At 60.3% G+C, this 17,472-nt stretch carries 15 protein-coding genes and 1 tRNA gene; 6 read left to right on the plus strand and 10 right to left on the minus strand.

Features of this window, described 5'->3' with window-relative positions:
• Positions 1 to 8 precede the first annotated feature (8 nt).
• From RRH01S_RS28035 to RRH01S_RS28045, 3 genes are all read right to left on the minus strand, one after another.
• A complete protein-coding gene (locus RRH01S_RS28035; RefSeq protein WP_012652457.1) occupies positions 9 to 1,325 on the minus strand; it encodes an ABC transporter substrate-binding protein in 1,317 nt (438 codons plus the stop codon).
• 146 nt (positions 1,326 to 1,471) lie between these two features.
• A complete protein-coding gene (locus RRH01S_RS28040; protein WP_042475956.1) occupies positions 1,472 to 2,425 on the minus strand; it encodes a sugar-binding transcriptional regulator in 954 nt (317 codons plus the stop codon).
• Positions 2,426 to 2,483: 58 nt separating this feature from the next.
• Positions 2,484 to 2,939, minus strand: a complete 456-nt coding sequence (locus RRH01S_RS28045; protein ID WP_012652459.1) for an RbsD/FucU family protein — start codon at positions 2,937 to 2,939, stop codon at positions 2,484 to 2,486.
• Between the two features lie 229 nt (positions 2,940 to 3,168).
• On the opposite strand from RRH01S_RS28045, the gene RRH01S_RS28050 reads away from it, so the two are divergent.
• The 6 genes from RRH01S_RS28050 to RRH01S_RS28075 all read left to right on the plus strand — a co-directional run bounded on the left by RRH01S_RS28050 (position 3,169) and on the right by RRH01S_RS28075 (position 9,596).
• Positions 3,169 to 3,828 carry a response regulator gene (locus RRH01S_RS28050; RefSeq protein WP_012652460.1) on the plus strand — a complete coding sequence of 220 codons (660 nt, stop codon included), beginning with the start codon at positions 3,169 to 3,171 and terminating at the stop codon, positions 3,826 to 3,828.
• Positions 3,825 to 5,165 carry an ATP-binding protein gene (locus RRH01S_RS28055; RefSeq protein ID WP_012652461.1) on the plus strand — a complete coding sequence of 447 codons (1,341 nt, stop codon included), beginning with the start codon at positions 3,825 to 3,827 and terminating at the stop codon, positions 5,163 to 5,165. The genes RRH01S_RS28050 and RRH01S_RS28055 overlap by 4 nt, the downstream gene beginning before the upstream one ends.
• A 91-nt stretch (positions 5,166 to 5,256) precedes the next feature.
• A complete protein-coding gene (locus RRH01S_RS28060; protein WP_012652462.1) occupies positions 5,257 to 6,183 on the plus strand; it encodes an ROK family protein in 927 nt (308 codons plus the stop codon).
• Positions 6,173 to 6,883 carry a copper homeostasis protein CutC gene (locus RRH01S_RS28065; RefSeq protein ID WP_012652463.1) on the plus strand — a complete coding sequence of 237 codons (711 nt, stop codon included), beginning with the start codon at positions 6,173 to 6,175 and terminating at the stop codon, positions 6,881 to 6,883. The genes RRH01S_RS28060 and RRH01S_RS28065 overlap by 11 nt, the downstream gene beginning before the upstream one ends.
• Positions 6,884 to 7,021: 138 nt before the next feature.
• Positions 7,022 to 7,909, plus strand: coding sequence for a DUF6030 family protein (locus RRH01S_RS28070; RefSeq protein ID WP_042475959.1), 888 nt, complete (start codon positions 7,022 to 7,024; stop codon positions 7,907 to 7,909).
• 235 nt (positions 7,910 to 8,144) lie between these two features.
• On the plus strand, positions 8,145 to 9,596 hold the full coding sequence (locus RRH01S_RS28075) for a DHA2 family efflux MFS transporter permease subunit (RefSeq protein WP_042475962.1): 1,452 nt from the start codon (positions 8,145 to 8,147) through the stop codon (positions 9,594 to 9,596).
• 12 nt (positions 9,597 to 9,608) lie between these two features.
• Here the strand turns inward: RRH01S_RS28075 and RRH01S_RS28080 are convergent, their stop codons facing one another.
• From RRH01S_RS28080 to RRH01S_RS28100, 7 genes are all read right to left on the minus strand, one after another.
• Positions 9,609 to 11,156 carry a SpoVR family protein gene (locus RRH01S_RS28080; protein ID WP_034521382.1) on the minus strand — a complete coding sequence of 516 codons (1,548 nt, stop codon included), beginning with the start codon at positions 11,154 to 11,156 and terminating at the stop codon, positions 9,609 to 9,611.
• Positions 11,157 to 11,158: 2 nt separating this feature from the next.
• A complete protein-coding gene (locus RRH01S_RS28085; protein ID WP_042475965.1) occupies positions 11,159 to 12,427 on the minus strand; it encodes a YeaH/YhbH family protein in 1,269 nt (422 codons plus the stop codon).
• An 18-nt stretch (positions 12,428 to 12,445) separates the two neighbouring features.
• Positions 12,446 to 14,392 (minus strand): PrkA family serine protein kinase, encoded by a 1,947-nt coding sequence (locus RRH01S_RS28090; protein WP_007699128.1) that lies wholly within the window; start codon positions 14,390 to 14,392, stop codon positions 12,446 to 12,448.
• A gap of 127 nt (positions 14,393 to 14,519) precedes the next feature.
• Positions 14,520 to 14,759 carry a hypothetical protein gene (locus tag RRH01S_RS34700; protein ID WP_142887375.1) on the minus strand — a complete coding sequence of 80 codons (240 nt, stop codon included), beginning with the start codon at positions 14,757 to 14,759 and terminating at the stop codon, positions 14,520 to 14,522.
• Positions 14,760 to 15,247: 488 nt separating this feature from the next.
• Positions 15,248 to 15,317, minus strand: a tRNA-Phe gene (locus RRH01S_RS34555).
• Between the two features lie 34 nt (positions 15,318 to 15,351).
• Positions 15,352 to 16,602 carry a tyrosine-type recombinase/integrase gene (locus RRH01S_RS28095; protein WP_042475969.1) on the minus strand — a complete coding sequence of 417 codons (1,251 nt, stop codon included), beginning with the start codon at positions 16,600 to 16,602 and terminating at the stop codon, positions 15,352 to 15,354.
• Positions 16,603 to 16,727: 125 nt separating this feature from the next.
• The gene (locus RRH01S_RS28100) at positions 16,728 to 17,450 is read right to left on the minus strand and encodes an Arc family DNA-binding protein (RefSeq protein ID WP_042475972.1); all 723 of its coding nucleotides are present in this window, start codon (positions 17,448 to 17,450) and stop codon (positions 16,728 to 16,730) included.
• Positions 17,451 to 17,472 lie beyond the last annotated feature (22 nt).

The raw sequence follows: 17,472 nt of genomic DNA on the forward strand, positions 1-17,472 counted from the left end.
AAGGTTGATTATTTCGGATAACCAGCCTTGGTCATTTCGCGTGTGGTCAGCTGTTGCGCAGCCTTGAGGGCGGCATCGACGGTGATCTGGCCGGCAAGGGCAGCAGAGAACTGCTGGCCGACGGCGGTGCCGATGCCCTGGAATTCAGGGATGGCCACGAACTGGACGCCAACATACGGGACCGGCTTGACGGTCGGGTGGGTCGGATCGGCCGAGTTGATCGAGTCGAGCGTCATCTTGGCGAAGGGAGCCGCCTTCTGGTAATCCGCATTCGCATAGAGCGAGGAACGGGTGCCGGGAGGTGCATTCAGCCAGCCTTCCTTCTGGGCGACAAGGTTGGTGTAGTCCTTGCCGGTTGCCCAGGCGATGAACTTCTCGGCGGATTCGGTCTTCTTCGAGGAAGCCGGGATGGCGAGGTTCCATGCCCAAAGCCAGTTGCCGCGCTTGCCGAGGCCGTTGTCTGGCGCCAGGGCGAAGCCGACCTTGTCGGCAACCTTCGATTCCTTCGGGTCGGACACGAACGAGGCAGCAACCGTCGCGTCGATCCACATGCCGCACTTGCCGGTCTGGAACAGCGAGAGGTTCTCGTTGAAGCCGTTGGACGAAGCACCCGGAGGGCCGGCATCCTTCATCAGCTTGACGTAGAAGTCGAGCGTGCTCTTCCATTCCGGCTGATCGAACTGCGGCTTCCACTTCTCATCGAACCAGCGGGCACCGAAGGAGTTCGCCGTTGCCGTCAGGAACGCCATGTTCTCGCCCCAGCCGGCCTTGCCGCGAAGGCAGATGCCGTAGACTTCATGGCTCTTGTCGGTGATCTTGCGGGCAGCATCCGCAATGAAGGTCCAGGTCGGCGCGTCCGGCATCTTCAGGCCGGCCTTGTCGAACAGGTCCTTGCGGTACATCACCATCGAGCTTTCGCCATAGAACGGCGCGGCGTAAAGCTTGCCGTCCGTGGTCAGGCCGCTGCGGATAGCCGGGAGAAGATCGTCGACATCGTAGGTCTTGTCGGCGCTGAGCTTGTCGAGCGGCGCCAGCCAGCCGAGCTTACTCCAGATCGGCACTTCATAGGTGCCGATCGTCAGCACGTCATACTGACCGCCCTTGGTGGCGATGTCGGTCGTGACCTTCTGGCGCAGGACGTTTTCCTCGAGCGTGACCCATTGCAGGTCGATGCCGGGGTTCTTCGCTTTGAAGTCGTCCGTAAGCTTCTGCATACGGATCATGTCGCCGTTGTTAACGGTGGCAATCGTGAGGGTTTCGGCGGACGCCATTCCGGCAAACATCAGGGCCGAGCAGGCGCTCAGCAGAAAGGTTTTCAATTTCATATCTTCCTCCCCAGAAGATCAAACTTGAGCATTCGCTTCGCTCATGGGCAATTACTCATCCCTTGCGACAAAATGTCAATGCGGATTCGTTGCTGCGATGCCGAACATGCAACTCATCTATTTGTTTTTATGCTGTTATTTTTTGCTCAGTTCTTGAGCAGAAATTCGGCGGTAGCCTCGTCGGTGATCAAACCATTGATCTGATGGCCGGTTACGGCGGCCCTGATCGCCTCGAACTTGCGTTTGCCCTTGGCTATTCCGATGACGGAAGACGTATCGCGCGGCGGAATGGAGGCGCTGGCAACGCGGTCGTTGACGGCATCCGACATCAGCTTTCCGTCGCCGTCGAAAACCCAGCCGCAGATCTCGCCCGCCGCGCCACGCTTCATCAGCGCCATCATCTCGTCTTTCTCGAGAAATCCGTCGAGGCAAAGCGGCGCCTCGATGCCCAACTCGCCGACGCCGACGAAGGTGACGTCGGCCTGCGCGCTGATATCGAGCGTCGAGCGCACCAGCGCCTGCGCATGCAGCAGCTCGCGCTCCTCGGCAGAGGAGACGAGCACCGGCAGCGGCATGGGATAGTGCCGCGCCTTGATCGCGTCGGCCATGCTGAAGATGACGTTGTAATAGGCAGCCGAACCATCCGGGCCGATATTGCCGGTCAACGACACGATGCGGTGCTGTGGACATTCGATCGCCGGCAACTGATCGACCGCGGCCTTCAGCGTGCGCCCTGTACCGATCGCAAGCACGATCGGATCGCTGCGCTTCAGCCAGCGCTCGATTTCGGCAGCCCCCGCCTCAGCAATACCCACTGTGGACGATGTCCCGTCGGGATCGCTCGGCACCACCTCGATATGCTTGAGTTTGTATTTCTCGCGCAGCGCGGCGCCATATTCGAGGCATGCAGCGATCGGGTGATCCAGCCGCACCTTGATCAGCCGCTCGGCAACAGCCAGCGACACCAGCCGCTGCGCCGACTGCCGGGAGATTCCCATGGCCATGGCGATCTCGTCCTGCGTCCGCCCGGCCACATAATACAGCCAGCCGGCCCGCGCCGCGTCATCAAGCCGCCCTTGGGAATCCAACTTCCTGGCCATCACAGTCCTTTTCGAAAACAGCGCCTCTTGCCCAGGCCAAACGACCTAGCGCAATCGCTCATTCAGTTTCCGGCGGGATGACGCCCTTGGTCAAGGTGAAACAACCATAGAAGCGGCGCTCGCCGGTCTGGATCACGCAATAGGCTTCTTTCGCCCGCTCATAGAAGGCGTAGCGTTCGACGGGCACGAGCGGCCAGTGCTTGCCCTCGGCACGATCGATCGCCGCCTGCACTTCATGCTGAACCTTCGGCATTTCCTCCGGCGCACCCACCACTTCCATGCGTGTCGCAGCATCGTCGATGAAGGTATCGAGCGGCATCAGCGACAGCAGCGCCTCGACCGCCTCGGCCGCCGACACGTTGTCGATCCTCAGAAGATGGCCGAGCATCGTCTGCTGCGCAACCGACTCGGCGGGGAAATTGGTGTCGACGACGACAAGCATGTCGCCATGCCCCATCGATGCCAGCGCGTGCAGCACGTCCGCGTTCAACCGCGGCGAAATTCCCTTCAGCATGAAAGCCTCCTCCAGTGCGTAACCGGCGACGGCCCTGCCCTCGCCCTCTTCTCTTTGGGAGCAAACAAGTAATCGTGGTCACGATCTCTGTCCATAGCCGCCGTGAACGTTATCGGCTGGAGAATCTCGGGATCAGAAAAGCGCTTCTCATCCTGGCTTATTTCAGCCTTTATTGACCAGATAGGTTCGGCGGCGTTAACTGAAGCACAGGCACTGGTTGCGAGGGCAAGTGAGAATTCTTCTGGTTGAGGACGATGAAACGATCGGCAGCGCGGTTCGCGACCATATCGCGGCAACCACCCACGCCGTCGACTGGGTGAAGAACCTCGCGGACGCGACGGAGGTCACCAGCGCCGTAAAGTACGGCCTTATCCTGCTCGACCTGCAACTGCCCGACGGCGTCGGCATCGATTTCCTGAAGAAATTGCGACGCAAACCGGATGAGACACCGGTGATCATCCTCACTGCCCGCGACCAGATTTCCGACCGCATCGAGGGATTGAACAGCGGCGCCGACGATTACCTCGTCAAACCGTTTAACCTGGGCGAACTCTCCGCCCGCATCCTGGCGGTGGCCCGGCGCTACAGCGGCAGCCCGCAGCCGACCATCCGCTTTGCCGATCTGGAGATCGATCAGCCGCAACGGCGGGTCCGGCTGGATGGCAAGGATGTCGTGCTCACCGGCCGCGAATGGGCCGTGCTCGACCTCCTGGTGACGCGGCCGGGCGCCATCATCTCGAAGGACCAGATCGAGGAGGCGCTCTATGCCTTCGGCTCCGAAATCGAGAGCAACACCGTGGAGGTCTACGTCAGCCGCCTGCGCAAGAAGATCGGCAAAGATCGCATCCGCACGGCCCGCGGCGTCGGCTATTGCCTGGGTGAAAGATGACCCTGCGTCCCACCAGCATCACCCGCCGCCTGATTGCGGCACTCACGGGTACGGTCGTCGTGTTCTGGCTGATCGCCGTCGGGATCGGCGTCTATGTCGTCAACCATGAGCTTTCCGAAACCTTCGACGGCGCGCTGCAGGAAACCGCCGAACGGCTGATGCCGCTGGTGGTCGACGATCTCGCCAATCGTGATCCTTCCAGCGATCCGCAAAGCCTCGAGGAGCTGAACAAGGGACTGAACCGGGAATACCTGACCTATCAGGTGCTCGACGCCTCGGGTAAGGTCATCCTGCATTCGCACGACGCGCCGCCGATAGCCTATGAGGTGCCCCTGAAGATCGGTTTCCATAACACGCCGAAATACCGGATCTACACCGAATCCTCGATGAACGGCACGATCTTCCTGCATGTGGCCGACGCCTTCAAGAACCGGCGGGAAGCATCGCGCGAGAGCGGCGTCGCCCTGCTATGGCCGCTGCTCGCCCTCATCCCGGCCAGTATTCTCGCCATATGGTTCGCCGTCGGCCGATCGCTGCGGCCGATCGACCGGTTGCGCTCGGACATCGCCACCAAGGATGGCGGCAACATGGTCCCGTTGGAAAGCGACACGCTGCCGCGCGAGCTCCAGCCGATCGCCCGCTCGGTCAACCTGCTGCTCGAGCGGCTGCGCTCGGCGCTTGAAGCCGAGCGGGAATTCACCGCCAACAGCGCCCATGAACTTCGCACCCCGATCGCCGGCGCACTCGCCCAGACACAGCGCCTGATCGCAGAGCTGCCGGCGGGGCCGCTTGTCGAACGCGCCGGCCGGATCGAAACCTCGCTCTCCAACCTCGGACGACTGGCGGAGAAATTGTTGCAGCTCTCCCGCGCCCAGGCCGGGATTGGCACCGGCGACAAACCCGTAGACCTGATGGCCGTCATCGAAACCATCATCGGCGACTATGATCGCGACACCGGCACCGCCGGCCGCATCCTCCTGGAAAGCAACCCGGACGAGACGCTGATCCGCAACGTCGATATCGACGCCTTCGCCATCGTCATGCGCAATCTGATCGAGAATGCGCTGATCCACGGCCCGACCGACGACGAAGTGACTGTCAAGGTCGACGGCGACGTCATCCGCATCCTGAACGGCGGCCATGCGCTTTCCCTGGAGGAACTCGCCGGCCTGAAGAAACGCTTCTGGCGCGGCAAGACAAAAGCCTCCGGCTCCGGCCTCGGCCTTGCCATCGCCGAGCGCATCGTCGGACAGATCGGTGGCCGTCTCGATCTCCTGTCGCCCGCCGCCGGCCGAGCGGATGGTTTCGAAGCCCGGATCACCTTGCCTTCGGCCTGATCGCGCCTCGACGGAAGCCGCGCTTATTGGCCTTGCAAAGAACGGCAAAGGGTGCGAGCAAGTGCCGCATGTTTCCTGCGGGTCAAGTTTTATGATCGTTTCCTTCGACATTGGCGGCACCGCCATCAAGGGCGGTATCGCCCACTCCGTGACGGATATCACCCCGCTTGCCCGGCGCCCGACGCCGAAAGATGATTTCAGCGAATTCGTCGCGGCCCTGCGAGCCGTCATCACTGAGGCCGGTGAGAAGCCGGACTGCCTCTCCTTTTCCATCGCCGGCGTCGTCGATCCCGATACCCAGGCGCTGACCTGCGCCAATATTCCCTGCATCCACGGCCGGCGTCTTGCCGCCGAGCTGGAAGCGGAACTCGGCTATCCCGTCCTGATCGCCAACGATGCCGATTGCTTCGCCATGGCGGAGGCCATGTCCGGCGCGGGGCGCGGCCATCGCATCGTCCTCGGCGCCATTCTCGGCACCGGCGTTGGCGGCGGCCTGGTGGCCGATGGCCGCCTCGTCAACGCCGCCGGCGGCTTTGCCGGCGAGTGGGGACACGGCCCGATCATCGCCTCCTTCGCCGGCAATCCGCCGGTCGCCATCCCGGCCTATCCCTGCGGCTGCGGCCAGAAGGGCTGCGTCGACACCGTGGGCGGCGCCCGTGGCGTCGAGCGCCTGCACAAGACCCTGCACGGCCTGGAATTTTCCAGCGAGGAGATCATCGGCCAATGGCTGGAAGGCGACGCCAATGCGGCGCGAACGATCGAGGTCCTGGTCGATCTCGTCGCCTCGCCGCTGGCTCTGACCGTCAATATCACCGGCGCCACCATCGTTCCCGTCGGCGGCGGCCTTTCCAATGTCGAACCGCTGCTGGAGCGGCTGGACGCGGCAGTGCGAACCCGCATCCTGCGCAAGTTCGACCGCCCGCTCGTCGTGCCGAGCGAATGCAAGCTCGAGCCCGGCCTGATCGGCGCGGCCCTGCTGGGGCTGAAATTCGTCGAGGAGCGGAACCATGCTGCTTGAGGTCTGCGTTGAGGATATCGCCGGCCTTGCCGCCGCCATCGCCGGCGGCGCCGATCGCATCGAGCTCTGCAGCGCCCTTGCCGTCGGCGGTCTGACACCGAGCGCCGGGCTGATGGCAGCGGCGGCAAAGGCACCCATTCCCGCCTACGCCATGATCCGCCCGCGCGCCGGCAGTTTTGTCTACTCCACCGATGAGCTTGCCGTCATGAAGGGCGATATCGATGCCATCAGGCATGCGGGACTGCCCGGCGTCGTGCTTGGTGCCTCACTGCCGGATGGCCGCCTCGATCGCGAAATGCTCACCGCGCTCGTCACCCATGCTGGAGGTCTCGGCAAGACATTGCACCGCGCCTTCGATCTCGTTCCCGATATCGAGGAAGCGGTGGAACTGGCCATCTCTCTCGGCTTCGAACGCATCCTGACCTCAGGCTGCGCGAAGACAGCCGTGGACGGCATCGCCGTCCTCGAACAAGCCATCACCATCGCCGCCGGCCGCATCTCGATCATGCCCGGTTCGGGCGTCAATATCGGGACGATCGGCGCGCTATGGCCGCGACTGACGATCAGCGAAGTGCATGCCTCCTGCTCTGTCGCCGAAACCGAAACGGATGAGCGTCTGCTCGCCTTCGGCTTTTCCGTACCCACGACGCGCCGCACGGACGCCGCGTCCGTCAGGGCGCTCAAGGCGCATTTTGCTTGAATGGCAACTGCGAATTGACAAAGAAACGTAGAATGATCAATCGTTCATAAACGTATATTCTGTAGCTATAGCGTAGCTGCGGAATGCCAAGCCATTGCAGTTAAGCAGATTTCTCCGGAGTAGCTGTAGATCTAAACCATGTCGGTGGCGCCACCTCGCAAGAAAAGCAAGGCTGTCTTTTGGATTGCGGCGATCGTCATCGGCTCGATCATTTTGGCGACGGCGCTACTTGCGAATGACATGCGCAATCTCCGGACGCTCGACACCCGCTACCAGCTGAACCTGTTTAGCCCGCCGGCGCATCCGCCGCCAGTCCCTGCGGTAGCCGCAGCCGCCCCGCAAGCCGCCAACGTCACCCATCCCGCGCCGACCCCGGCCGCCACATCAGCGCCCGCACCCGCCAAGCCCGTCAAAGCGGTGCCGGCTGTACAGACAACGAAACCGGTGCATGCCCGATCCTCGTCCCATATACTCGACCCGCCCGTCGACGCCCTGCGCGGCGCGTTCGTGCGAAGCTGGCGCATATCCGGGCAGACGCTCTGCGCCGACCTGACAAAATCCGGCCTGCCGGTCGGGGAATGGAAGCAGAGCGCGCTGGGCGTCGGCACATTCGAATGCAGCCACCAGATCCAGAAGGGCGACTTCGGAAACCCGAGCGCCGCGTCATTCTTCATTATCGCCCGCGGCACACCAACCGGTGATCTCGACAATGTCCGCATCAAGGTAATCATGCCCGACAATGCCGACGGCCGTGCCGTCGGCGAGACCTTCATCGACGCCATGGTCATGCTGCTGACGGAAACCCACTGGCTTGATTTCCAGGCCGCACTCGACGCGATCGGCAAGCTGCAGGACGTGACACAAGAGCATTTCGGCGCCAAGCTCAGCTTTTTCCGCGAATTCCAGAACGACAGGAACTTCAACCTTCAACTGGAGCTGCGCAGGACGACGCCGGAACAGATCCGCACGGCAATCGTCTTCGACAGGGCACGATGGACGCTCCGGTCGGTCCCGCCCGGCAACTAGCGAAACTGGCGACAGAAATTCCCCGCCGCACGTGCGACCAAGCGTCTCCATGAGCCTGCTTTTTGTTGCAGTGCGCCTTCGATGGTGATCATATGGACTTGAATTCGATGGCCGGTGCAAAGCCGGCCGACCACAGCATGATTCCCAGAAATGCGAAACGGTTCTTGGGTCGGATCATGCACCAGCATTGACGCGCCGGGCCTCCCATCCGGCCGTGGAAAGTCATAGCATTCCCATGGACACGCCAGATACCGCCCCGCAAGGCCAGACCTTCGCGATCGATCGTGACCCTCGTCTGCGCTACATCATCCCCGCCGTGGTCGCCGTCGCATTCCTGATGGAACAGCTTGATTCGACGATCCTCATCACCGCCGTTCCTGACATCGCCAGAAGCCTTGGCACCACGCCCGTCCGCATGAACCTCGCAGTCACGACCTATATCCTGACGCTCGCCATGTTCATCCCGGTGAGCGGCTGGTTCGCCGACCGTTTCGGCGCTAGGCGCATCTTCGCCCTGTCGCTCTTCATCTTCACGATCGGCTCGATCCTCTGCGGCCTGGCGACAAGCCTGCCGATGCTGATCGCCACCCGCGCCCTGCAGGGCCTCGGCGGCGCAATGATGACCCCCGTCGGCCGCCTCATCCTCATCCGCAGCTTCCCGCGCAGCCAGCTCGTCACGGCAATGACCTACATGACATTGCCGGCCATCATCGGTCCGGTGATCGGGCCGCTTCTGGGCGGCTTTCTGACGACCTACCTCTCCTGGCGCTGGATCTTCTGGGTCAACCTGCCCTTCGGCATCATCGGCATGGCGATGGCGCTGAAATATATCGAGGACACCGTCCGCGACACGTCGCTCAAATTCGACTTTCCAGGCTTCATCATGGTCGGCGTCGGCTGCCTGCTGCTGCAGTATGGCATCGAGAATATCGGCCGCCCGGCGATCCCCATCTGGGCCATCGTCGCAGTACTTACCGCCGCCGGTCTGCTTCTCGTCGGCTTTGTCCGCTATGCCAGGACGGCGGAATCGCCGGCGGTCGATCTGACCCTGTTCAAGTTGCGCACGTTCCGCGTCGGCACGCTTGCCGGCGGCATTTGTCGCGTCGGTCTCAACGGCGTGCCCTTCCTGCTGCCCCTCATGCTGCAGGTCGGCTTCGGCCTCAGCCCGATCGTCTCGGGCACACTGACATTCGTCAGCGCCCTCAGTTCGCTTGCCGTGCGTCCAGTCTCGTCGAAGATGCTGCGGCTGTTCGGTTTCGATCGCGTGCTGACCGCGAGCGCCATTTTCGGCGCCACCATCGTCGCCGGCTTCGCCCTGATCGGGCCGGATACGCCGCACTGGGTCATCATCGTCTATGTCTTCATCTTCGGCCTGGCGCGTGCCTCGCAGTTCATGACCTCCAACACGCTATCCTACTCTGATACTCCGGCCGCCCAGCTCAGCCGCGCGACCAGCCTCGGCGGCGTGCTGCAGCAGTTAAGCGTCAGCTTCGGCGTCTCCATCGCAGCAATGCTGCTCGGCCTGGTCACGCTGGACGGTTCCGCGCTAACGCCGGAAAAATTCCATATGGCCTTTCTGCTGATGGCGGTGATCCCGCTGCTCGGCCTGCCGGGCTTCCTGAAGCTGCGGCCCGAAGACGGCCGACAGGTCAGCGGCCATTACCGCCGGTCGAAGGAAGCGGCGTAAGGTCTCACGCCCTCAGGCTGCGACGGAAGACAGGCGCGGATGGGCCAGATGCTCGCGCAACACCAGACCGGTGCTGTCGACTTCCTGCATCAGCACATCGTAGCTCCAGAGATCGGCAAGGTGTTGCAACACGCGCTTGGCGTCAGCATCCTCCAGAAAGCCGCCGTTCAGCACGGTATGCTTGACCAATAGCCTGCGGTCGCCGGCGAGATCGACATCGACGATCTCGATATGCGGATCGATCCAGCCGACATCATATTGCCGCGCCAGCTCGCGCCGGATGCGACGATAGCCGCGCTCGTCGTGGATTGCCGCCACCCGAAGCCCCTCCTCCTCTTCCGGATCGTCGGTGAGGTGGAACATCCGCATCTTGCGCATCAGATGCGGGCTGAGGAACTGCGACACGAAACTTTCGTCGCGATAGTTGGCCCAGAGATCGCGCAGCACCGCCATGGCGTCGCCGGTGCCAGCAATATCGGGGAACCAAAGCCGGTCCTCTTCCTTCGGCTTGGTCACGATCCGCTCGATGTCCTGCATCATCGCAAAGCCGAGTGCGTAGGGGTTGAGGCCGGAATAGCGCTGATCGTTGAAGGACGGTTGGAAGACCACATTGGTGTGGGATTTCAGGAATTCGAGAAAATCGCCGTCGCCAATGCCGCCGAGCTCGTGCAGCCGCGTCATGATGCGGTAATGCACATAGGTCGCCGTGCCCTCGTTCATCACCTTGGTCTGGCTTTGCGGATAGAAATACTGGGCGACATGACGGACGATGCGCAGGATCTCCCGCTGCCAGGGCTTCAGGCGCGGGGCCATCTTTTCGAGGAAATAAAGGACGTTTTCCTGCGGCAGACCGGCCAGCGAACGCCGGCGTTCGAAGTCCAGGTCGGGCATGACCTTGCCCTTTCCAACCGGAACGGTGCGCCAGAGATCGTTGAAGATCCGCTCATCATATTCGCGGCGCTCGCGCTCGCGCGTTTCCTCCTCGCGCAAGCTCGGCGTTTTCCTGCCGGCATAGCGATGGACGCCGTGCGACATCAGCGCATGCGCGGCATCCAGCGTCCGCTCGACAGCGGCGTGGCCGTAGCGCTCCTCGCATCGGGTAATATAGCCCTTGGCGAAGTTCAGATATTCGAGAATGCCCTCGGCATCCGTCCAGAGCTTGAAGAGGTAATTGTTCTTGAAGAAGTGATTATGACCGAAGGCGGCGTGCGCAATCACCAGCGCCTGCATCGTCGCCGTATTCTCCTCCATGAGATAGGAGATGCAGGGCGAGCTGTTGATGACGATTTCATAGGCAAGCCCGCGCAGGCCCTTGCGATAGAAAGCCTCGTGGTGGGCGAAGTGCTTGCCGAAGGACCAGTGCTTGTAGAACAACGGCATGCCGATCGAGGAATAGACGTCGAGCATCTGCTCGGCGGTAATGATCTCGATCTGGTTGGGATAAACATCGAGGCCGAGCTCGTCGATAGCGATCCGCTCGCAGGCATCGTGGATCCTCTGGATGGTGGAAAAATCCCAGTCCGCACCGTCGAAAAGCCGTTCCATCGATGCTTTCGCCATTATCAGCCCCTTGTTTCCGCCGCCCGCCGCTGAAAGAGATCATGGAAGACCGGGTAGATCTGGCTGCGATCGCTGACGCGCCGCATCGACAGCACCGGCCAGCCCGCCTGGATGCGCTCATAAAGCGACCAGAGCGCCGAGCCGGAGGAGATCGCGACGCTCCGCGCCTCACCCACTTCCAGATAGGCGAAATACTGGCTGACCGGCAGGATGGCGTCTGTGAGCAGCGCCGCCGCCGTCGCATTGTCGGAATAGGCATTGTCGCCGTCCGATGCCTGCGCAGCGTAGATGTTCCAGTCCGACGGGGGGAAGCGATCCTGGACGATCCGCCGCATCGCTTCGAGCGCGCTCGACACCTGTGTGCCGCCGGTCGCCGGGCTGCGGAAGAACGTCTCCTCGTCCACCTCTTCGGCCACATCCGTATGACGGATGAAGACGATCTCGACGCGGCGATACTGCCGGGTCAGAAAGATGTAGAGCAGCATGTAGAAGCGCTTGGCGAGATCCTTCATGTGTTCCGACATCGAGCCGGACACGTCCATCAGGCAGAACATCACCGCCTGCGCCACCGGCTTCGGCTCGTTCTCGAAACGGCGATAGCGAATATCGATCGGGTCGATATAGGGGATGCGCCGGACTTTCGATTCCAGCACCTTGATCTCGGCCTCGAGCGCCGCGCGCCGCTCGTCGTCCTTGCACTCGGCCGCTTCCGCGGCGAGCTTGGCGACCGTCTCCGGCTTCGGACGATGCAGCGCCACGCGTCGCATCATTGCCAGCCGCATGGTGCGGTTGATGGCGAGATTGGCCGGCGAGCCCGTCACCGAATAGCCCGACCGCACCGGATTGATCTGATCCGCCGACACCAGCCGCTTCTTGGCAAGATCGGGAAGTTCGAGATCGTCGAGGAAAAGATCGAGGAATTCATCGCGGGTCAGGATGAACCGGAAAGCGTCTTCGCCGCTGCCCTCGCCGCCAGCCTTCGGCTTGCCGCCGCCGCTCTCCGGCCGTGGAAGGATATCGCCCTCCAAGAATTCCTTGTTGCCGGGAAAAATATGCTCCCGCAGCCCCTCCGGGCCACGATGGAACCGAGGCTCCTCGGTTCCATGTAGGGGAATGCTGATCTCGCCACCCTTCAGGATATCCTGGATGTCGCGATTTTGAGAGGATTCATAGACCGCTCTCTGCACCAGCGCTTTTGCTCTTCGCAAAAATCGTTGACGATTTTCTAGACTTTTTCCGCCTGGGTTCAGGCGTCGGTCAACAATGTGCATTCCTTCTTCCTTGGTGGCTCATCCCGCCTGTTTCACACGCATGTACCATTCCACAAGCCGTCGAACCTGACGCTCGGTATAGCCGCGCGCCATCATGCGTTCGACGAATTCGCCATGTTTCTTTTCCGAGTCGCCGTCCTTCTTGGACCCGAACGAGATGACTGGCAGGAGATCCTCGACCTGGGAGAACATCCGCTTTTCGATGACTTCGCGGATTTTCTCATAACTTGTCCAGGACGGATTCTTGCCGCCATGGCTCGCCCGCGCCCGCAAGCAGAACTTGACGATCTCGTTGCGGAAATCCTTCGGATTGGCGATGCCCGCCGGCTTCTCGATCTTGGTCAGTTCCTGGTTGAGAAGCTCTCGGTCCAGGAGCTGGCCGGTGTCGGGATCCTTGAAATCGACATCCTCGATCCAGGCGTCGGCGTAGTCGACATAACGGTCAAAGAGATTCTGGCCGTAGTCTGCATAGGATTCCAGATAAGCCTTCTGGATCTCATGTCCGATGAATTCCGCATAACGTGGCCCGAGTTCGCTCTTGATAAACTCGATATAGAGCTTCTCGGTTTCCAGCGGCAGTTGTTCGCGACGGATCGATTGCTCCAGCATATACATCAGATGTACCGGATCGGCGCCGATCTCCGTCGTATCGTAGTTGAAGGTCGCCGCCAGCACCTTGAAGGCGAAACGGGTAGACGCCCCGTCCATGCCTTCATCCACACCGGCCGAATCACGATACTCCTGCACACTGCGCGCCCTCGGATCGGTCTCCTTCAGGCTTTCGCCGTCATAGACCCGAAGCTTGGAGAAGGCCGTCGAGTTCTCGTGCTTGGCAAGCCTCGTCAGAACCGTGAAGCGGGCGAGCGTTTCCAGCGTCGACGGTGCGCAGGGCGCATCGCTAAGCTCGGATTCCTCGATCAGCTTCTCGTAGATCTTCTGCTCTTCGGTCACCCGCAGGCAGTAAGGGACCTTGACGACGCAGATACGGTCGATGAAGGCCTCATTGTTCTTGTTGGCCTTGAACGTCTGCCATTCCGACTCGTTCGAATGCGCCAGAATGATGCCGGAGAAGGGAATGGCGCCGATATTCTCGGTGCCGATATAATTGCTCTCCTGCGTCGCCGTCAGCAGCGGATGCAGCATCTTGATCGGCGCCTTGAACATCTCAACGAATTCGAGAATACCCTGGTTGGCGCGGTTCAGAGCGCCGGAGTAGCTGTAGGCGTCGGGATCGTTCTGCGCCAGGCTTTCGAGCTTGCGGATATCCACCTTGCCGACCAGCGAGGAGATGTCCTGATTGTTCTCGTCGCCCGGTTCGGTCTTGGCGATGGCAATCTGCCGCAACCTGGACGGCTGAATGCGGACGACACGGAAGCGAGAAATATCGCCCTCGAACTCTTCGAGCCGCTTGAGGCACCATGGACTCATCAGCCCAGTCAGTCGCCGGCGCGGAATGCCGTAGCGCTCCTCGATCATCGGTCCCATGGTCACGGGATCGAAAAGGCTAAGCGGGCTTTCGAACACCGGACTGAGCTCATTGCCGGCCTTCAGCACATAGATGGGATGAACCTCCATCAATGACTTCAGCCGCTCGGCAAGCGACGACTTACCTCCGCCGACGGGGCCGAGCAGATAGATGATCTGCTTGCGCTCTTCCAGCCCCTGCGCCGCATGGCGGAAGAAGGCGACGATACGTTCGATCGTCTCTTCCATGCCGAAAAAGCCGGCAAAGGCGGGATAGGTCCGGATCGTCCGGTTCATGAAGATACGCCCAAGGCGAGTATCCTTGGCCGTATCGATCAGCAACGGTTCACCCATCGCGGCCAGCAGGCGCTCCGACGCATTCGCGTACATGAGCGGATCGTCCCGGCACGCTTCCAGGTATTCAGAGAATGACATCTCGACTTCGCGCCGTGCTTCGAAAGAACGGGCGAACGTGTTGAATAGGACATCGTTGTTTGACATGGCGCCTCGTTAACTTGCTATTGCAATAAACGTGGACTTAGCGAGACACTTTCCCGCTAGTATCTAAGGTGCGGTAATAGTCGCTTCGAATCAATAGGTGACCCTTCAATAATTCGTACGCTTGATTCTAAACGTCATCAATATCTTGAAAGGTTCTTTCACCGGAATTAATTTTAATTTCACCCAAAGTTGAATGAATTTTATAAATTCTATCAAAAGGGGCAGTCAGCAGATCGCGAAAAACGCGAATCCGAATTCGTCCATCCAGCCTGACCCGGGTCGCGGCATCCCGATCGAAACAATGGGAAATTCGGGAAGAAGAATACCAGCTGGCACCGAAACCTCCGCCGCCATCCTCGACTATCATGCACACCTATTGCGATCCTGCCCGGCACTCCATGGCCGCCGCAGCCGTCAAACAAGATGTAGTGCGTCGCTGATGCTCAAATAATCCAGGCCGAACAGACGGGAAAACCACAGCGAAGGCTCTGTGAGCTAGACCTCGTTCCCGGTTCATGGGAGCCCCCTCAAAGAGAAGAGAGCAAATCTGGCGAAAGGCAAGGAGATTGAAGGTTACCTAGCTTTCGATCTCGTGTCTCACACTGAAACCAGGAGGATGATAAATAGCACGATCAATGCGAGGGCTAAGAAAAGGGTTCGTAAGACACCCCGGAAGAGTATCGCGAGAAGAGCCAGAACGAGTAGTGCAACGATCATTTGCTAATACACCATCCGGAATCGCGCAAAATCGAATAGATACAAAAGCATTGGAAATGCGGAGGAGTGAATTGCAACACAACGCAGCACGAAAGAGACGAAACCTAGATAGAACGCTGATTTTCCTGTGGATTTAAGTGGTGCCCAGAGCCGGAATCGAACCAGCGACACGCGGATTTTCAATCCGATATTACACATTGATATTTATAGTGTTTCTGACGCCATGTTGCATTCGTGTCGCATTATGCCAGTAGAGCACGCTCCGCTGCAGCCAGTTCGTCGGCGTCATCACCCGTTGGAAACAGGTGCCCATAGACGTCCATTGTCATCACAATAGACGAATGTCCGAGCCTTTCCTGGACCACTTTCGGAGGCAAGCCGCAGCCACCGTCTTCTGTCCGGTTGATGCACCACGAGGCGTAGAAGTGACGCAAGGCATGCATGCCGGTGTACTTCGCCGCGACAACGGGATTGCCCTCCTCGTCCTTCTCGCCGGTCTTCACTGAAATCCCGGCACCGATCTGAACCGGGATCAGTCCGCGATTGATAATGTTGGCCAGCGACTCGACGTTGCCGCTACCGTTGGGGAAAACCAGATGGCTGTCTTTGGCCTCTTCCCGGATCGGATTCTCGTCAGCATCGTCAAAGCCGGTCAGTGGCCTCGGATACGACAGCTTCCACTCCCGCAAAGTATTCATGACCATGGGCGGTGCAGGGATAGTTCTTTCCCCCGCTTCCGACTTCGGCCGGCCGATCTCGTTATAGCGATCCGCACGCTGATGAACCCGGATCTGACGCTTATCGAAATCCACGTCGCTCCAGCGCAGCCCACGCAGTTCCGAAGCCCGAAGGCCACAAAAGATAGCCGTCAACAGGATCGGCCTCCAGCGGCCTTCCAGAGCCCCTACAATGGCCTTCACCTCTTCGCGAGTAGGAATGTCCACGCCAACCTTGAGCTTGCCCTTCTGGCGCTTCTCCTGCTGGCGCTCCTTGCCCTTGCGACGGACGCCACGCATGTCCCTGACGACGTTGCGGGCTACCTTGCCACGCTCCTGAGCATCGGCCAGGAGGGAACCAAGGCTGACAAGGATCTTCTTTACCATCGCTGGCGAGCGCCCCTCCTCCCGAAGTCTGTCCTCGAAGGCGCGAACCGTGGGGAGATTGAGAGCTGAAAGTTTTGTCGAACCGATAAAGGGGCTGATGTGGAGATCGAGATGCTGTCGATACTGACTTACCGTCGATCGCTCGAGGCCGGCTGATTCCGCACTCTTGATCCACAGATCGCCGGCAGCCTTCACGCTGATACTGGCATTGTCGGCGACATGCGTACCTTCACGAACCTCGACCTTGGCCGTTGAGATGAATGCGTCCGCGTCCTTCTTACGCTCAAAGGTCTTCAGGCGTCTGACACCCTGGCCATCGACGTAATCCGCGACCCAAGCCTCTTTCTCGACGCCTGCGGCTGTAGTCCATTTGCGCTTGCGGATCGACATCGTGGCAACCTCTCAACACGGAACATTTGTTATCCGTTGTAACCGTGTTGCATTATGTCGCAATAAATCCGCTTGTCAATCATCCCTTTCGGAGCGGCCCGTTCGCGCTTCCGAACTGACATTGGCTACTCGGTAAATTTGAAGGGGTTATAGTCCCCACTGGGCGGCTCTTCGTTAGGGTCACGCCTAAGGCGTTCCTGCTCAAAGACCGAGAGGGCAAGAAAATCCAGGCGCTTTTTGATTTCACCCTTTGGAATATTCCGGACGATCTCCGCCGCTCCCTCGGTATCACACTTGCTCAACTTCTCCGCCATCTCGGAAAGAGGGCCGCGGGGCAAAATGTCCATCAGGTGGAAAGTATCTTGAAGCGGATTAGGCCTTTTCGGGGGCGGGACCGCATATTTCGCGTGGTTCCCGGTCAGATCAAAAGCCTCAAGCTCTTCCTCGGTGTAGTCCATCTGCGCATCTCGCTCGGCCTCGTGCTCAGCCTCGCTCGCCCGCGAGCGATAGAGCGACCAAAGCTCTCGAACCGATTCGCGGGTTTCAGCATCCACGCCCGTCACCCGGCCCGACACGATGCCGTCCACCGTCTCCTTAAATCTGTCGATGAAACTATCTAGCCTTGGGTCACCCCTACCAGCGCTGAGAACAGCCAGCATCTGAGCAAGCTCATCCAAGCGCTCATCCACCGGCCATTGCTCTGGGAATGCGCGCTCAAGAACCCTGATTATCTCATGATTCATGCTGGTGCCTTCACGCTCAGCAACAGCTTTGATTCTCTCTCGTAAGCCGTCCGGCATGCGAAGGACGTATTTGTCTTGGGGCTGAGTAACCGGCTTTTTTGTCATGGTGGCTACCAGCCAGATTTTT

The sequence above is a fragment of the Rhizobium rhizogenes NBRC 13257 genome (genome assembly GCF_000696095.1).
Taxonomy (GTDB): Bacteria; Pseudomonadota; Alphaproteobacteria; order Rhizobiales; family Rhizobiaceae; genus Rhizobium; species Rhizobium rhizogenes.